Annotated in this window: 13 protein-coding genes; 4 read left to right on the top strand and 9 right to left on the bottom strand. The window is 72.6% G+C overall.

What is annotated here, in order from left to right:
* Window positions 1-3 precede the first annotated feature (3 nt).
* The 7 genes from AC07DW_RS07975 to AC07DW_RS07945 form a co-directional block, all read right to left on the bottom strand.
* A complete protein-coding gene (locus AC07DW_RS07975; RefSeq protein WP_478856770.1) occupies window positions 4-1,788 on the bottom strand; it encodes a glycoside hydrolase family 15 protein in 1,785 nt (594 codons plus the stop codon).
* Window positions 1,789-1,818: 30 nt separating this feature from the next.
* A complete protein-coding gene (locus AC07DW_RS07970) occupies window positions 1,819-2,622 on the bottom strand; it encodes an SURF1 family cytochrome oxidase biogenesis protein (protein ID WP_478856769.1) in 804 nt (267 codons plus the stop codon).
* 202 nt (window positions 2,623-2,824) lie between these two features.
* Entirely contained in the window at window positions 2,825-3,061 is a 237-nt protein-coding gene (locus AC07DW_RS07965; protein WP_478856768.1) for a hypothetical protein, read from the bottom strand.
* A 66-nt stretch (window positions 3,062-3,127) separates the two neighbouring features.
* Window positions 3,128-4,114: a DEDDh family exonuclease gene (locus tag AC07DW_RS07960; RefSeq protein WP_478856767.1), complete on the bottom strand. Its 987-nt coding sequence runs from the start codon at window positions 4,112-4,114 to the stop codon at window positions 3,128-3,130.
* A 113-nt stretch (window positions 4,115-4,227) separates the two neighbouring features.
* A complete protein-coding gene (locus tag AC07DW_RS07955; RefSeq protein WP_478856766.1) occupies window positions 4,228-7,335 on the bottom strand; it encodes an NACHT domain-containing protein in 3,108 nt (1,035 codons plus the stop codon).
* A 106-nt stretch (window positions 7,336-7,441) separates the two neighbouring features.
* Complete coding sequence (locus AC07DW_RS07950; protein ID WP_478856765.1) at window positions 7,442-8,851, bottom strand: CoA transferase; 1,410 nt, start codon at window positions 8,849-8,851, stop codon at window positions 7,442-7,444.
* 104 nt (window positions 8,852-8,955) lie between these two features.
* A complete protein-coding gene (locus AC07DW_RS07945) occupies window positions 8,956-10,494 on the bottom strand; it encodes a S8 family peptidase (RefSeq protein ID WP_478856764.1) in 1,539 nt (512 codons plus the stop codon).
* Between the two features lie 241 nt (window positions 10,495-10,735).
* Between AC07DW_RS07945 and AC07DW_RS07940 the strand changes: the two genes are divergently transcribed.
* From AC07DW_RS07940 to moaA, 3 genes are all read left to right on the top strand, one after another.
* Window positions 10,736-11,125: a DUF485 domain-containing protein gene (locus tag AC07DW_RS07940; protein WP_478856763.1), complete on the top strand. Its 390-nt coding sequence runs from the start codon at window positions 10,736-10,738 to the stop codon at window positions 11,123-11,125.
* Window positions 11,122-12,759: a solute symporter family protein gene (locus AC07DW_RS07935; protein ID WP_478856762.1), complete on the top strand. Its 1,638-nt coding sequence runs from the start codon at window positions 11,122-11,124 to the stop codon at window positions 12,757-12,759. The genes AC07DW_RS07940 and AC07DW_RS07935 overlap by 4 nt, the downstream gene beginning before the upstream one ends.
* A gap of 164 nt (window positions 12,760-12,923) precedes the next feature.
* Window positions 12,924-13,913: a GTP 3',8-cyclase MoaA gene (moaA, locus tag AC07DW_RS07930; RefSeq protein WP_478856761.1), complete on the top strand. Its 990-nt coding sequence runs from the start codon at window positions 12,924-12,926 to the stop codon at window positions 13,911-13,913.
* A 13-nt stretch (window positions 13,914-13,926) separates the two neighbouring features.
* Here the strand turns inward: moaA and AC07DW_RS07925 are convergent, their stop codons facing one another.
* Both AC07DW_RS07925 and AC07DW_RS07920 read right to left on the bottom strand, forming a co-directional pair.
* Window positions 13,927-14,151 (bottom strand): hypothetical protein, encoded by a 225-nt coding sequence (locus tag AC07DW_RS07925; RefSeq protein WP_478856760.1) that lies wholly within the window; start codon window positions 14,149-14,151, stop codon window positions 13,927-13,929.
* 254 nt (window positions 14,152-14,405) lie between these two features.
* Window positions 14,406-14,831, bottom strand: a complete 426-nt coding sequence (locus tag AC07DW_RS07920; RefSeq protein WP_478856759.1) for a DUF3099 domain-containing protein — start codon at window positions 14,829-14,831, stop codon at window positions 14,406-14,408.
* Between the two features lie 217 nt (window positions 14,832-15,048).
* On the opposite strand from AC07DW_RS07920, the gene AC07DW_RS07915 reads away from it, so the two are divergent.
* Window positions 15,049-15,324, top strand: a complete 276-nt coding sequence (locus tag AC07DW_RS07915; protein WP_478856758.1) for a GlsB/YeaQ/YmgE family stress response membrane protein — start codon at window positions 15,049-15,051, stop codon at window positions 15,322-15,324.
* The last annotated feature ends 127 nt before the right edge of the window (window positions 15,325-15,451 follow it).

The raw sequence follows: 15,451 nt of genomic DNA, 5'->3' as shown, positions 1-15,451 counted from the left end.
GGCCTATCCTGCCGTCTCCTCCCGCGCCAGCGCGAGGGCCGTTCCCACCAGACCGATGTGGCTGAACGCCTGGGGGAAGTTGCCCAGCTGCCGCCGCGCGGAGGCGTCGTACTCCTCGGCCAGCAGCCCGACGTCGTTGCGCAGCGCCAGGAGCCGTTCGAACAGCTCGCGGGCCTCCTTGGTGCGGCCGGTCATGCGCAGCGCGTCCGCCATCCAGAAGGAGCAGACGAGGAACGTCCCCTCGTCACCCGGCAGCCCGTCGACCGGCACGCCCTCGGTGGTGTACCGCCGGATGAGCCCGTTGTGGTTCAGCTCCGCGTACACCGCGTCCACCGTGCCGACCACGCGCGGGTCGTCCGGCGGCAGGAAGCCGACCCGGGGGATCAGCAGCGTGGCCGCGTCCAGCTCCCGGGAGCCGTAGGACTGCGTGAAGGTGTTCCGTTCCGGGTCGTACCCCTTCTCGCACACGTCCCGGTGCACCTCGTCGCGCATCGCCCGCCAGCGGTCCACGTCGCCGCTCAGCTTCGGGTCCCGCTCCAGGGTGCGCACCGCGCGGTCGGCGGCGACCCAGGCCATCACCTTGGAGTGCACGAAGTGGCGGCGCGGCCCCCGCACCTCCCACAGCCCCTCGTCGGGCTGCCGCCAGGTCGACTCCAGGAACCCCAGCAGGCTCAGCTGGAGTTTCCACGCGTGCGACTGCGACGCGAGCCCCGCCTCACGCGCCAGGTACAGGGAGTCGATGACCTCCCCGTACACATCGAGCTGCAACTGCCGCACTGCCGCGTTGCCGGTCCGGACCGGCGCCGACCCGGCGTACCCGCGCAGCCACGGCAGCTCCGTCTCCGGCAGCCGGCGCTCACCGGCGACGCCGTACATGATCTGGAGGTCCGCCGGGTCACCGGCCACCGCCCGCAGCAGCCAGTCGCGCCACGCCGCCGCCTCTTCGAGGTAGCCGGCCGCCAGCAGCGCGCCCAGGGTCAGCGTCGCGTCGCGCAGCCAGCAGAAGCGGTAGTCCCAGTTGCGCACGCCCCCGATGTCCTCCGGCAGCGAGGTCGTCGGCGCGGCGACGATCCCGCCCGTGGGGCCGTACGTCAGCGCCTTGAGGGTGATGAGCGAACGCATCACGGCCTCGCGGTGCGGTCCCTCGTACGTGCACTGCGCCGCCCAGGACCGCCAGTCCTCGAGCGTGTGCTCCAGCGCCTCGAACGGGTCGACCAGCGGCGGACGCGGCCGGTGCGACGGGTGCCAGGTCAGGACGAACGCCACCTTCTCGCCCGCGCCGACCGTGAACGAGGAGCACGTGCTGAACTGCTGACCCCAGGTCTTGACCTCCGGATCGCTGCGCAGCCATATCGAGTCGGGACCGGCGATCGCCACCCGGTGGCCGTCCATCCGGCGCACCCACGGCACCACGGACCCGTAGTCGAAGCGCAGGCGCAGCACCGACGCCATCTCGACCGTGCCGCTGACCCCCTCCACGACGCGTACGACGTCGGGCGCCTCGTCGCGCTGCGGCATGAAGTCCAGCACCTTCACCGTGCCGGTACGGGTCTCCCAGACGGACTCCAGGACGAGGGAGTCCCCGACGTAGCGGCGGCTGGTGCAGGTGTGTCCGTCCTTCGGGGCGATGCGCCAGTGGCCGTTCTCCTCGTCGCCGAGCAGTGCGGCGAAACAGGCCGCCGAGTCGAAGCGCGGCAGGCACAGCCAGTCGATCGAACCGTTCTTGCCGACCAGCGCCGCCGTCTGCAGGTCCCCGATGAGGGCGTAGTCCTCGATGCGTTGCGTCACGCTCAGGCGTCTTCCCGCCCGGGCCGACCGCTAAGCGGGCGCGGGTGCGGCCGGTTCCCGCTCGTCGTCGCCGGTCGCGGCGCCGGCCGCCGCCTCGCGGTCGCGCTTCTCCCGGCGTACCAGCACCACCCAGCCGACCGGCACGCCCGCCGCGAACAGCCACCACTGCACCGCGTACGCCATGTGCGGGCCGATGGAGTCGTGGTCGGGCTCCGGGATCAGCTCCGGCGCGCCCCCGGCCGGGACCGGGGCGGTCTGCTCCAGGTAGCCGCCGAGCACCTCGCGGCCGAGGCTCTCCGCCTGCCGCTCGCTGTTGATCAGCATGACCTGGCGGGGCGGCAGCCCGCTGAGGTCCTTGATGCCGCTGGCGCCGGTCGTCTCGTCCGCCTTGAGCCGCCCGGTGACGGTCACCTCGCCCTCGGGGGCGGGCGGCACCTCGGGGTACGACGTCTGGTCGGCGGCCGCCGGGATCCAGCCCCGGTTGACGAGGACCGCGCGGCCGTCCTCGAGGACGAGGGGGGACAGGACGAGGACGCCGATCCGTTCGTCGGCGTTGGTCCGGCGGCGTACGACGACCTCGTGCGCCGTGTCGAAGGTGCCGGTGGCGGTGACACGTCGCCAGTAGTCGGAGCGGGGGACGGTGCGACCGGGGGAAGTGAGCTCCGTCACGGGGACGGGCTTCGCCTTCAGGTTGTCCTCGATCAGCTGGTTCTGGGCGACCCGGTGCTCGTGCCGGTGGAACTGCCAGAAGCCCAGCTCGATCATCACGGGGATGAGAACGAGGGCGATGAGGGTGAGGATCACCCACTGCCGGGACAACAGGAAGCGGTACACGGCTTCGACCGTACCCGCTCGTGTCCGCTCCCCGGAGAGGGGGTCCCGTCCGGCCGGCGCGGGCCGGTGTGCGACGAGGGCCGGCCGGCATGGGACGGACCGTGTGGCGCGGGCCGCCCCGCGCGGTCCCGGCCGCGGAAGGGAAGCGTTCCCGGCCGGGAGCCGTGTGCCGCCCCTGAGCACCGGGCGGCGCCGGGACGGCTCACACCTTGTCGACGATGCCCACCCTCCCCTTCTCCGCGCGGGCGCAGTGCGCCCCGCAGAACCACTGGCCCTCGGCTTCGACGCCCTGGCCGATGATCTGGACCCGGCAGTGCTCGCAGATGGGCGCCATACGGTGGATGGCGCAGGCGAAGCAGTCGAAGACGTGCACGGCGCCTTGCGCGTGCACCTCGAAGGACATGCCGTAATCGTTTCCGCAGACCTCACAACGTGCCATGCGCCACAGGGTGCGGTCCGGCGCTCCACAAGGGGTGGCGCAACGCCAGGCGGGTCACCCGTCTGCCTACTCGTCCGCCGGGGCCACGTCACCGAGCAACTGGGTGAACGCCGCCTCGTCCACGATCGGCGTGCCGAACGACTTGGCCTTGACCGTCTTGGAGGTGGCCGCGTCCGGATCGTTGGTGACCAGCAGGCTGGTGAGCCGGGAGACGCTGGTCGCCACGTGGAGGCCCGCCTCGACCGCCCGGTCCTCCAGCAGCTCGCGGTCGATGGAGGTGTCACCCGAGAACGCCACCCGCATGCCCTGCTTGAGTGGTTTGTCCGCTTCATAGCGCCCGGGGTTGGGGTACGGGCAGGCCGGACGCTTCCGCGACGGCCGCCAGCTGTTCCCGTGGTACGAAGCCTGCCGCCCGATGCGCGGCACGGTCGACGCGGCGGGGGAGGAGGCCCATTCGGTGAGCGGACGGCACTCCAGCAACGGCAGCCGTACGCCCCGCTCCGCCGCCGCGTGCAGGCTCGGGCGGAACGCCTCGGCCAGCACGCGCGCGTCGTCCAGCGCGTTGTGCGCCCGGCGCTGCACGACGCCGAAGTGCGTGGCCAGCGTCTCCAGCTTGAAGTTGGCCAGCGGGAGGCCCAGTTCCTTGGAGAGCGCGATGGTGCACAGCCGCTGCCGCACCGGCGCCGTCCGGTCGGCACGCGCGTACTCGCGGGCGATCATCGACCAGTCGAACATGGCGTTGTGCGCCACCAGTACCCGGCCGTCGAGCCGCGCGGAGAACTCCGCCGCGATGTCCCCGAAGAGCGGCGCCCCTTCCAGTACGTCGCTCGTCAGGCCGTGGATCCACACCGGGCCGGGGTCGCGCTCCGGATTGACCAGCGTGTACCAGTGGTCCTCCACATCGCCCTGCGCGTCGAGCCGGTAGACGGCGGCGGACACTATCCGGTCGTCGCGGGCGAGGCCGGTGGTCTCCACGTCGACGACCGCGTACCCCTGTGTCGGGTAGGCGGTCGGCCACGGTGCTGCTGTCGTACGGTCGTCGAGCATGGTCACTGAGAATAGAGGCCGCCACTGACAACGCCGTCGCCGGGCTTGTCCCATACGCTCCCCGGGTGGACGCCTCGCACCCCTGATCCCTTGCCCGGCCCGGCAGTTGACCCGGTCGTTCAGCTCTGTGCCCGGCGCACGACGAGGCGCCCGTCGCCGAACCGCTCGCCGCCGGTGAAGGGCATGTCGTCGGTGACGGTGACCGTAAGGCCCTCCCGGCCGGCCAGCGGGCCGAGGTCCACCGGGCCGTCGCCGGTCTCGCACTGCCACAGCTCCAGTTCGGTCAACCCGGCGAGGTCGCGCAGCGGGGTGAGTCCGCCGGCGAAGGCGCAGCGCCAGAGGAAGAGCTTCTCCAGCGTGGCGAGCCCCGTGAGCGCCCCCAGGTCCAGAGGCGCGAGCTCGTTGAGCGTCAGGGAGGTCAGCCGGGGCGGCGACGCCATGCGGGTCAACTGCCGCAACTGGGTCGGGCTGGAGAGCGCGAGCGAGGTGAGGGACGGCCACCGTTCGATCCCGTCGAGTGCGACGTACCGCACCTGGCGCTGGAGCGTGAGGCTGGTGAGCTGCGGTCCGACGGGCAGTTCGTCCAGGCTCTCGACGAGGAGGGCGTGGCCCAGGTGCAGCATCCTCAGGTTCGGCATGTCACCCAGCGGCTCGACGCGGACGCCGGAATGCACCTCGTACAGCGACAGCCACTCCAGGCCCGGCCCCGCCAGCGGCGAGAGGTCGGTCAGCGACGAACACCGGCTCAGGCCGACGCTCCGGAGGCCGGGGAAGCGCGCGAGCGGGGAGAGGTCGCCGAGAGCGGCGTTCTCGTACACGAAGAGCCGCCGCAGGTCGTCCAGGACGTGCAGCGGCGTCAGGTCGGGGTGGTCGCCCTCCATGTGGACGGCGCGGACGTGCGGGACGCGGCGCAGCGCCTGGAACTGCTCCGCCGTCTTCACGTGCAGGTGGTCCTCCTCCCAGGTGCGCCCGGCCAGGACCTCCCGCAGATACGTCTCCGTCTCGAACGAGCCCCACGCCTGCGACAGCTGGAACGCGACGGGCGGACGCGTGTCGTGCCGGAACCGGGCGACGACCCCGAACGCGGCGTCCCCCTTGATCAGCGCGGCCGTCCGCACCACCGCCGCCGCGCCGGACTCGTCGAGCCCCTCCTCCGGGCCCGGCAGCAGTTCCAGCACCAGCTCGCCGACCTTCGCCAGCTCCTCGGCGTCGCTCTGGCCGCGCGGCGGCAACAGGCCCTGCGTCCGCTCCTGGACCGCGCTCCGCACCCCCGGGTCCAGCTCCGGGGCGTGCTCCAGGCACGCCGCCGCCAGCAGCACCAGCCGGTGGCGGTGGCACGGCTCGTTGTCCGCCCTGCGCAGCAGGTCCGTCAGCAGCCGGGCCCGCTCGTCCACGCGCGCGTGCCCGACCGCCATCTGCACGACGTCGTCCCACTGGTCGTCGTGCGCGTGCCGCACCAGCACGCCGAAGTCCCGCGACTCCACGGCGGCCTTGGCGCCCAGATAGTCCTGGAACGTCCGGTGGACGAAGTCGACGGCACCCGGCCGCGGCTCGCGCAGCAGCCCGCTCCTGATCAGCAGGTGCGAGAACACCTGCTCCGCCGTGCCCTCCACCTGCGGCATGGCGCCCAGCCACTGCGCCACCATCCCCACCGCGTCCGCCCGGTCCGCCTCCGCCTGCCCGTTGCGGATGAGCCAGTACGCGAACCGCTGGAGCAGTGCCATCTGCTCCTCGCGGGTGAGGTCGACGCCCTCCACCCCGACGACCTCGCGCTCGGTGTCCCGGCGCACCAGCAGCATGTCCAGGGCGGCGTCGTACAGTTCCTTGCGCGCTCGGGGGAGCTGCATCCGGCGGTCCCGGTTGAGCGCGCACAGCAGCGAGCACATCAGCGGGTTCGTGGCCAGCCGGCCCAGGGCCCGCCGGGTGCCCACCGCGTGGAGCAGCGACCTCTCGTAGGTGTCGAGCCGGCTCCGCTCGGCCGGTGCGGCGCACTCCTGGCGCGCGGCCTCGTGCCAGTGCTCGATGAACGCCCGGATGTCGTCCCGTTCCATCGGGAGCAGTGAGTGGGTGGCGAAACCGTGGTGGGCCAGCCAGTCCTCCGGTACCGCGGACGGCCGCGTCGTCACCACGTACCGGGCGTGCGGGAAGGCCGCGATCAGGCTCCTGAGCCACTCCTGGGTCCGCTTGCGCAGCCGCGCCGGCACCTCGTCCACCCCGTCCACGAGGACCAGCGCCCTGCCGTCTGCCATCAGCTGCTCCACCCACCCGGCCGGCGCCGCGCCGTGCAGGGGCACCCCCGCCGCCCGCAGGAAGTCCCCCGGGCCGGGCAGCGCGCCGGAGGGCGAGAAGGTGCGCAGCCGCAGGACGAAGGGGACGCACCGGTTCCAGTCGTCGAGGTCGCGGCCGAAGCGCCGGTGCGCGGCGTTCACCGCCAGCCACTGCACCAGGGTGCTCTTGCCGGAACCCGCCGGTCCGCGCAGCAGGATCCGGTCGGCGTCGGCGAGCGCCTGCTCCGCCGTGAGGGCGACCTGTCCCGTGCCGGGCGGGCCGAAGCCCTCGTGGCGGACGCCCTCACCGCTCACCGCCAGGCTGATGTAGGCCGTGTCCAGCGGCCACTCGCCCGTCGACCGCCCCAGCGTCAGCCCGAACAGCTCCAGCCGGCCGTGCGTCGCCACCACGTAGTCCGCGTACCGCTGTTCGAACTCCAGCGCCACCGCGTCCGGGCGGCGACGGCCCGCCGCCAGGTCCTCCACCAGGGCGTGGGTGCGGCCGGCCGCGCGGGTCTGTTCCACGGCCGCCCGCGCGGGGAAGGACGGGTGCGCCGTGAGCTGGTCCACGACGTGCGCGCAGCACAGGGCGAGGAGCTCCCCGTACAGGTCCGCGGCCCGCGGGGCCAGCCCCCGGACGGCCGCCGCCGAGCGCAGCTCCGCGCTCAGCCGCGCCGGGTCCAGGTCCACCGCGAAGAGACGGTCCGCGCCGATCTCGCCCGCCGCGGCGAAGCTGTCCCGTACGGCGTCGACGGCGGCCAGCCGCTCGTTCTCCGGCAGGGAGCCGTACGACTCGGCTAGACGGCCGGCCAGGACCCTCGCCAGCCGGTCCGGCTTCGGCGGGCGCGGCAGCGGGCGCAGCGGGCCGTCGACGAGACCCGCGCCCGTCCGGGGGGCGACGAGCGACTTCGCCACGGCGCCGAGCACCGTGCCCGCCAGGCGGGTGACCACAAGTTCCATGCCCTGCAACGTCGTTGCTCCCCCCGAGACGGCCCGACCGGGATCGTACGACGCCGGCCGGGCGGACGCGGCCGGAGCCGTACGGTTCAGGCCGTCGCCGTCCGGTTCAGGCCGAGACCCACCGGGCGGGGTCCGTGCCCCACAGGCCGGGCGGGCGGGCCCAGTTCGACGGGCCCCCTTCGTACGAGAGCGGGGGCAGCGCGTGGAGCAGCCGGCCCATGGCGCTGTCCGTCGTGGTCGTCCAGCGCTCCGGGTCGTGGCCGCCGCCCGGCGCCGGGGCTCCGGCGAGGCCGTGCACCAGCCAGTGCGCGGTCTGCGTCAGGGCGAGCCGGGCGAGCCACGTCCCGCCGCCGTCCGGGCCGTACCGGCCGGTCAGCGCCCGCAGCACGGCGGCGGCCAGCAGATAGCCGGTGCCGTGGTCGAGGGCCTGGGCGGGCAGCGCGCCGGGCTCGGCGTCGGAGCCCTCCAGCACGGCGATGCCGGTCGCCGCCTGGACCAGGCTGTCGAAGCCGCGCCGTTCCTGCCACGGCCCGTACCGGCCCCACGCCGACAGCTGGGCGACGACCAGGCCGGGGCGGCGCTCGGCCAGCGCCTCGGCGGAGAGCCCGAACCGGTCCAGCGCGCCCGGCCGGTAGCCGGTGACCACCACGTCGGCGCCCGCGAGCAACTCCTCGAACACGCGGTGGTCCGCGCCGCGCCCCAGGTCCAGGGTCGTCGAACGCTTGCCCATCCCGGTGTCGTTGTGCGCCTCCTGGCTCTCGGGCAGGTGCGGCGCGTCGATCCGCAGGACGTCCGCGCCCAGCAGCGCCAGCGTCCGCGTGGCGACCGGCCCCGCCAGCACCCGCGTGAGGTCCAGCACGCGCAGCCCCTCGCACGGCAGGAGCGGCGTACCGGTGATCCGGCTCCGCGCGCGCGTGGGCACCGCCTCCGGGGCGTCGTCCGTGCGCTCCAGCGTCAGCAACGGCCGGGTGGCCACCAGGGCGCCCTGCTCGTGCGCGGCCCACCGCGCCACTCCGCGCACCGCGACGGCCAGACCGCCCGCCGCGTACACGGCGTCCTCCACCTCCACGGCGCGCCGCTCCGCGATCGCGCCGGCGACCGCGTCCGCCCCGGCGTCGTCCGGCAGCCCGAGCGCGAGGAGGAGCCGCTCGCGGTGGTGCGGGTAGTTGGCGTGCGTGCGCACCCAGCCGTCCGCCGCCCGCCAGAACCGCGACAGCGGGGCGAACGTCGTCCCGGCCCGCCCGTCGACCCGGACCAGCCGGTCGCTGAGGAACGCCGTGGCCACCGCCCCGTCGTCGACGCGCACCGCCGGCACCGGGCGTCCGGCGCGGACGGCGGCCAGCTCGGCGGCGGCGAGGGAGCAGACCGCGACGGTCGCGCGCGCCAGCTCCATGACGGGCAGCCTCGCGGGCCAACCGCCCGGGGGGCCGCCGTGGGAAACCCGCTCCAGCAGAGCCGGATCGGCACCGAGTGCCGCCCACGCCGCAGACGTACCGGCGGAAAAGTCACTGTTCATACCGGCACTATGGCACTCAGTGCCAGCAGGCGGGAAGACCCCGCACGACAGCGGCCCCGGACGCGGCGAACACGCCGCGCCCGGGGCCGGAGAGCACCGGTCCGTCAGCGCCGGACCGCGTCCAGGGCGTCGGTCAGGCCCTTGCCGTAGAAGCCGTTGTCGCGCTTGCCGCCCTCGCACACCGCGTCGACCGTGCCGTCGCCGTTGATGTCGTACGGGTCGGTGCACGCGGTGTCGTCGGCCTGCTTGTACAGCAGCGCCTTCACCTCGGCCGGCGACGCGTGCGGGCGCGTCGACTTGATCAGCGCGGCCACGCCGGCCACGTGCGGCGACGCCATCGACGTACCGGCCTTGTAGCCGTACTTGCCGCCCGGCAGCGTCGACAGGATCAGCCCGTTGGTGGCCGGGGCCTCCGGCGGCTGGTACGCCGTCGAGTCACCGCCCGGGGCGGCGATGTCCACCACGCCGAGACCGTAGTTCGAGTACGAGGACTTCAGGCCCTTCGCGCCCGTGGCGGAGACCGTCACCACACCGTCGAGCATGGTCGGGACGTCCGGGCACACCTCGGGGTCGACGACCCGCTCCACCGGGGTGGTGTCGTTCGGGCTGGTCTTGTCGACGATCTCGTCCGCCGCCAGGTCCGTACGGGCGTTGCCCGCCGCCGCGACGTTGACCGCGCCCTTGCGCTCCGCGTACCGCGTGGCCCGCTGCAGCGCCTCCACCAGGGCGCCCTGGTCGAGGTCGTTCTTGCAGGTGTACAGCCACGGGTCGACGTAGTAGCTGTTGTTCGTCACCTCGACGCCGTGCTCGGCCGCCCAGACGAAGCCGCAGACCACGGACTCGGTGTAGAAGAACCCGTCGGGGTTGGACACCTTGATGCCGGAGACCTTCACGCCGGGGGCGACACCGGTGACCCCGACGCCGTTCTTCGCGGCGGCGATGGTGCCGGCCACGTGCGTACCGTGGTCGCTCTCCGTGGGGCCCGGCCGCCAGGAACCGTCGGTGGTGTCCGGCGCCCCGGTCACGCAGTTCGCGGACGCGGCGCGGTCGAAGTTGGGCGCCAGGTCCGGGTGGGTGTCGTCGACGCCCGTGTCCAGGACGGCGACGGTGACCTTCTTGCTGCCGAGGGACTTCTCGTGGGCCTTGTCCGCCTTGATGGCCGGCAGGTCCCACTGCAGGGGCTCGAACGGGTCCTGGCCGGCGTCCGCCCGGTCGGCCGCCGCCCGCGCCTCCGCGGCGGACAGGGGCTGCTCCGCGCCGATGTCGGTGGTGGACTGGGCGGCGAGCGGCGCGGTCCTGGTGGCTCCCGCCGACTTCACACCGCGCACCCCGCGGATCGTCCTGGCGAAGTCCGGGTTCTGCGAGTGGACGACGATGACGCCGATCTGGTCGTACGAGATCACGACGGTGCCGCCCGCCGCGGCTATCGCCCGCTTCACCGCCTTGGCGGTGGAGTGACCACCCGTCACATTGACCACGTACGACATCTTCGGGCCGTCCGTCACGGCGGCGGACCCGGCGGCCGGGGTCTCGTCCAGCGGGGCGGCCGAGGCGGCGGCCGGAAGCAGACCGAGCGAGGCCGTGAGCGCCAGGCCGGCGGGCAGCGCGAGTATTCGCGCGCGTCCGGATCGCAGATGAGCCATGGGTTCTCCACATCATCCTGAGATCCGTCCACACACCGGTTGTGTGTGGACGGGTGCATGACGAGCGAAGCTATCGCCGATCATCCCGGCCCATCAATGACTTCGGGGAAGAAAAAGGCCCCAGGTGAACCGCGTCGCCGTGGCCTCCGTGCCGTTGACAGAGGAGAGCACGAGCGAGTACCGGCCTCCCACCCCGAGGTTCTTGTCCATGCCCAGCGCACCAGCGTCACGAGGAGTTCCCGTGGTCACCGATGCACCGCCGCCCGAGGGCGGTCCGGACACCAGTCCCGCCCAGCCCACGACAGAGTCGTTCGTCGAGGTGCAGGAGAGCGCGGAATTCGGCGAACTGCGCCGTGCCCACCGCTCCTTCGCCTTCCCCCTGACCATCGCCTTCATCGCCTGGTACCTGCTGTACGTCCTGCTGTCCAACTACGCGGGCGGCTTCATGGGCACCAAGCTGTTCGGCAACGTCAACGTCGCGCTGGTCCTCGGCCTCGGCCAGTTCCTGACCACCTTCCTCATCGCCTGGTTCTACTCCCGGCACGCCGCCGGGAAGCTCGACCCCAAGGCCGAGCTCATCAAATCCCGCATGGAGGCCCGCATGGCATCCGGCATGGAGGCCGACGCATGAGCAGCACCACCACCGGAACCGCCCTGCTGGCCGCCGCGTCCGACGCCTCGGAGCACCGGCCGCTGATCATCACCCTCTTCGGCCTCTTCGTCGTCGCCACGCTCTGCATCACCGTCTGGGCCGGCCGCCAGACCAGGAACGCCTCCGACTTCTACGCGGGCGGCCGCCAGTTCACCGGCTTCCAGAACGGGCTGGCGATCTCCGGCGACTACATGTCCGCCGCGTCGTTCCTCGGCATCGCGGGCGCCATCGCCCTCTTCGGCTACGACGGCTTCCTCTACTCCATCGGCTTCCTGGTGGCCTGGCTGGTCGCGCTGCTCCTGGTCGCCGAGCCGCTGCGCAACTCCGGCCGGTACACCATGGGTGACGTCCTCGCCTACCGGATGCGCCAGCGCCCCGTCCGCACCGCCGCCGGCACGTCCACCATCGTCGTCTCGATCTTCTACCTGCTCGCCCAGATGGCCGGCGCGGGCGTCCTCGTCTCGCTGCTGCTCGGCATCACCTCGGACGGCGGCAAGGTCGCGATCGTCGCCCTCGTCGGCGTACTGATGATCGTGTACGTGACGATCGGCGGCATGAAGGGCACCACCTGGGTGCAGATGGTCAAGGCCGTCCTGCTCATCGCCGGCACCCTGCTCATCACCTTCCTGATCCTGCTGAAGTTCGGCTTCAACCTCTCCGACCTGCTCGGCACCGCCGCCGCCAACAGCGGCAAGGGCTCGGCCTTCCTCGAACCGGGCCTCAAGTACGGCGCCACCGGCACCTCGAAGCTCGACTTCATCTCGCTCGGCATCGCGCTGGTGCTCGGCACCGCCGGCCTGCCGCACATCCTGATCCGCTTCTACACGGTTCCGACCGCCAAGGCCGCCCGCAAGTCCGTCAACTGGGCCATCGGCATCATCGGCGCCTTCTACCTGATGACCATCGTGCTGGGCTTCGGTGCCGCCGCCCTGCTCGAGCCCGCCGACATCATCGCCTCCAACAAGGCGGGCAACACCGCCGCGCCGCTGGCCGCGCTGGAGATCGGCGGCGGTGGCGGCTCCACCGGCGGCGCGATCCTGCTCGCCGTGATCTCAGCGGTCGCCTTCGCCACCATCCTCGCCGTCGTCGCCGGCCTCACCCTGGCCTCGTCCTCGTCCTTCGCGCACGACATCTACGCCAACGTGATCCGCCGGGGCCGGGCCACCGAGAAGGAGGAGGTGCGCGCCGCCCGCTGGGCGACGGTCCTCATCGGCGTCGTCTCCATCGCGCTCGGGGCGATGGCCCGCGACCTGAACGTGGCCGGCCTGGTCGCCCTCGCCTTCGCGGTCGCCGCGTCGGCGAACCTGCCGACGATCCTCTACAGCCTGTTCTGGAAGAGGTTCACCACCCAGGGCGCCCTGTGGTCCATCTACGGCGGCCTGACCGCATCCGTGGCACTGGTGCTGTTCTCACCGGTCGTCTCCGGCAAGCCCAGCTCCATGTTCCCGGACGCCGACTTCGCCTGGTTCCCGCTGGAGAACCCGGGCCTCATCTCCATCCCGCTGGGCTTCCTGCTCGGCTGGCTCGGCTCCCTGCTGTCCAAGGAGGAGCCGGACCGGGGCAAGTACGCCGAGTTGGAGGTCAAGTCCCTCACCGGCGTCGGAGCGCACTGACCCGCACACCCCGGGCGACGGTACGCGGCCGCGCCGTGGGGATCGTCGTAGATCCCTACGACGCGGCCGTGCCGCTCCTGTGGACAATGGCCCGTGTCGTTGTCGGCGGCGTCCCGTAGGCTCCTTGGTATACGCAACCTGGTAACCGGGGGAGGGCGCCCACCGTGCTCATCGACACATACGGCCGAGTGGCCACCGACCTGCGCGTCTCGCTCACCGACCGGTGCAATCTGCGGTGCACCTACTGCATGCCCGAAGAGGGGCTGCAGTGGCTCGCCAAGCCCGACCTCCTCACGGACGACGAGATCGTCCGGCTGATCCGCGTCGCCGTCACCGACCTCGGCATCAGGGAGGTCCGCTTCACCGGCGGCGAGCCCCTCCTGCGCCCCGGCCTCGTCGGCATCGTCGAGCGCTGCGCGGCCCTGGAGCCCCGCCCCCGGATGTCGCTCACCACCAACGGCATCGGCCTCAAGCGCACCGCGACCGCCCTCAAGGCCGCCGGCCTGGACCGGGTCAACGTCTCCCTGGACACCCTGCGCCCCGACGTCTTCAAGACCCTGACCCGCCGGGATCGCCACAAGGACGTTCTGGAGGGCCTCCAGGCCGCCCGGGACGCCAAGCTCACGCCGGTCAAGGTCAACTCCGTCCTGATGCCCGGCCTCAACGACGACGAGGCCCCCGACCTGCTCGCCTGGGCGGTGGAGAACGACTACGAGCTGCGCTTCATCGAGCAGATGCCGCTGGACGCCCAGCACGGCTGGAAGCGCGACGGCATGATCACCGCCGGTGACATCCTGGAGTCGCTCCGCACGCGCTTCACCCTCGACCCCGAGCCCGACGAGGCGCGCGGCTCGGCACCCGCCGAGCGCTGGATCGTCGACGGCGGACCGCACCGGGTGGGCGTCATCGCCTCTGTCACCCGGCCGTTCTGCCGGGCCTGCGACCGGACCCGGCTCACGGCCGACGGCCAGGTGCGCACCTGCCTGTTCGCCCAGGAGGAGACGGACCTGCGGGCGGCCCTGCGGTCGGACGCGCCGGACGAGGAGATCGCCCGCATATGGCGGCTCGCGATGTGGGGGAAGAAGGCCGGCTCCGGGCTGGACGACCCGAGCTTCCTCCAGCCCGAGCGCCCGATGTCGGCGATCGGCGGCTGACCGGCCGGCCCGGTCACTCCCCGGAGGGGCGGGACTCCCACTCGGCCAGCGTGACGACGTCCTTCAGGAAGCCCCGTACGCCCAGGAACTGCGACAGGTGCTCGCGGTGGTCGTCACAGGCCAGCCAGGTCTTGCGACGCTCGGGGGTGTGCAGCTTCGGGTTGTTCCACGCCAGCACCCACACCGCAGCCGTACGGCAACCCTTGGCGGAACAGATGGGGGTGGTCTCGTCGCTCACAACACGTCCAAACGAAGGCCCGAACTACCCGGACAAAGGCGACGCCGGGCAGCCACGGGGGGAGCTGCCCGGCGTCGGTCCGTCGCTCCGACGGGGGATGCGGAGCGCCTACGAAGTATGTCACGGGGACCGGGGTGGAGTGCACGGAAACCACATGATTGATCTGAGCTTTTCTTGAGCTGCGCGGACCGGCGGCAGGTCGACGGAGCGCCGGTACCGGGCGGGTGACGCGCCGGTGGCAGGCCGGCCGTGGCTCAGTTCTGTTCGTACTCGTGTTCCCGCCGGGGGTCCCGGTCCACCCGGTCGTCCTCCGCGACCGGTTCCGCCGCGGGTTCCGCTTCTGCCCGTTCCCCGGCGTCTTCCGCCTCTTCCGCGGGGCGCCCCGACGCCAGCACCGGGCGCTCGGCCGGTGGCGGGACGAAGCTCCGCGGCTGCGGGGGAGCGGTCTCCCGGCCCGCGTTGGCGATCACCACCGCGACGTACGGCAGCACCGCCCCCAGGACCAGCGCGACGATCGCCACCTGCCGCTGGACGTTCCACAACGACGCCGCCGCGATCACCGCGACGGTCCGCACCGACATCGAGATGACATAACGCCGCTGCCGGCCACGCACGTCGTCCGCCAGTCCCTGACGGGCGCCGGTGATCCGGAAGACCTCGTCGCTCCCGCGCTTCCGCATCGCGCTCCACCACCCGCCGCACTCGCGCCGGACACTCCCCGGACCGGCCTGCTTCCACCGTACGCCCGCCCTCCGCCCGGTACGAGGCCGGGGCGCCCCTCGCCGGGCCGCGAGCGGTCGCGCCTCGCCCGGATGGAGTCCTCCGACATGCGCCGTCCGACGGACGGGCCGAGACTTGTCGGGACTGCTCACGTCAATCCGTACCAAGGAGGCAGCCATGGGCTGGTTGTGGGCGATTATCGTCGGATTCGTGCTGGGCCTGCTGGCCAAGGCGATCCTGCCGGGCAAGCAGCACAGTCCACTGTGGCTGACCACGATCTTCGGCATCATCGGTGCCATCGTCGGTAACGCCCTGGCCAGGGCATTCGGCATCGAGGCGACCCCGGGCATCGACTGGGGCAGGCACGCCCTGCAGGTCGTGGCCGCGGTCGTCATCGTCGGCCTCGGCGACATGCTGTACATGTCGATGCGACGCAGCAGACGGCGAGCCTGACGCACGCCGCGCGGTGGGGGGGGGGGGGGGGGGGGGGGGGGGGGGGGTCGGGGTGGGGGGGGGGGGGGGGTGGGGGGGGTGGAGGGGGCAATTAGTGTTGCAGAGTGCTTTTTTCTTTTCTGTAGGC

Source organism: Streptomyces sp. NPDC045701, assembly GCF_056432045.1.
This window is presented reverse-complemented; position numbering and strand designations above follow the sequence as displayed.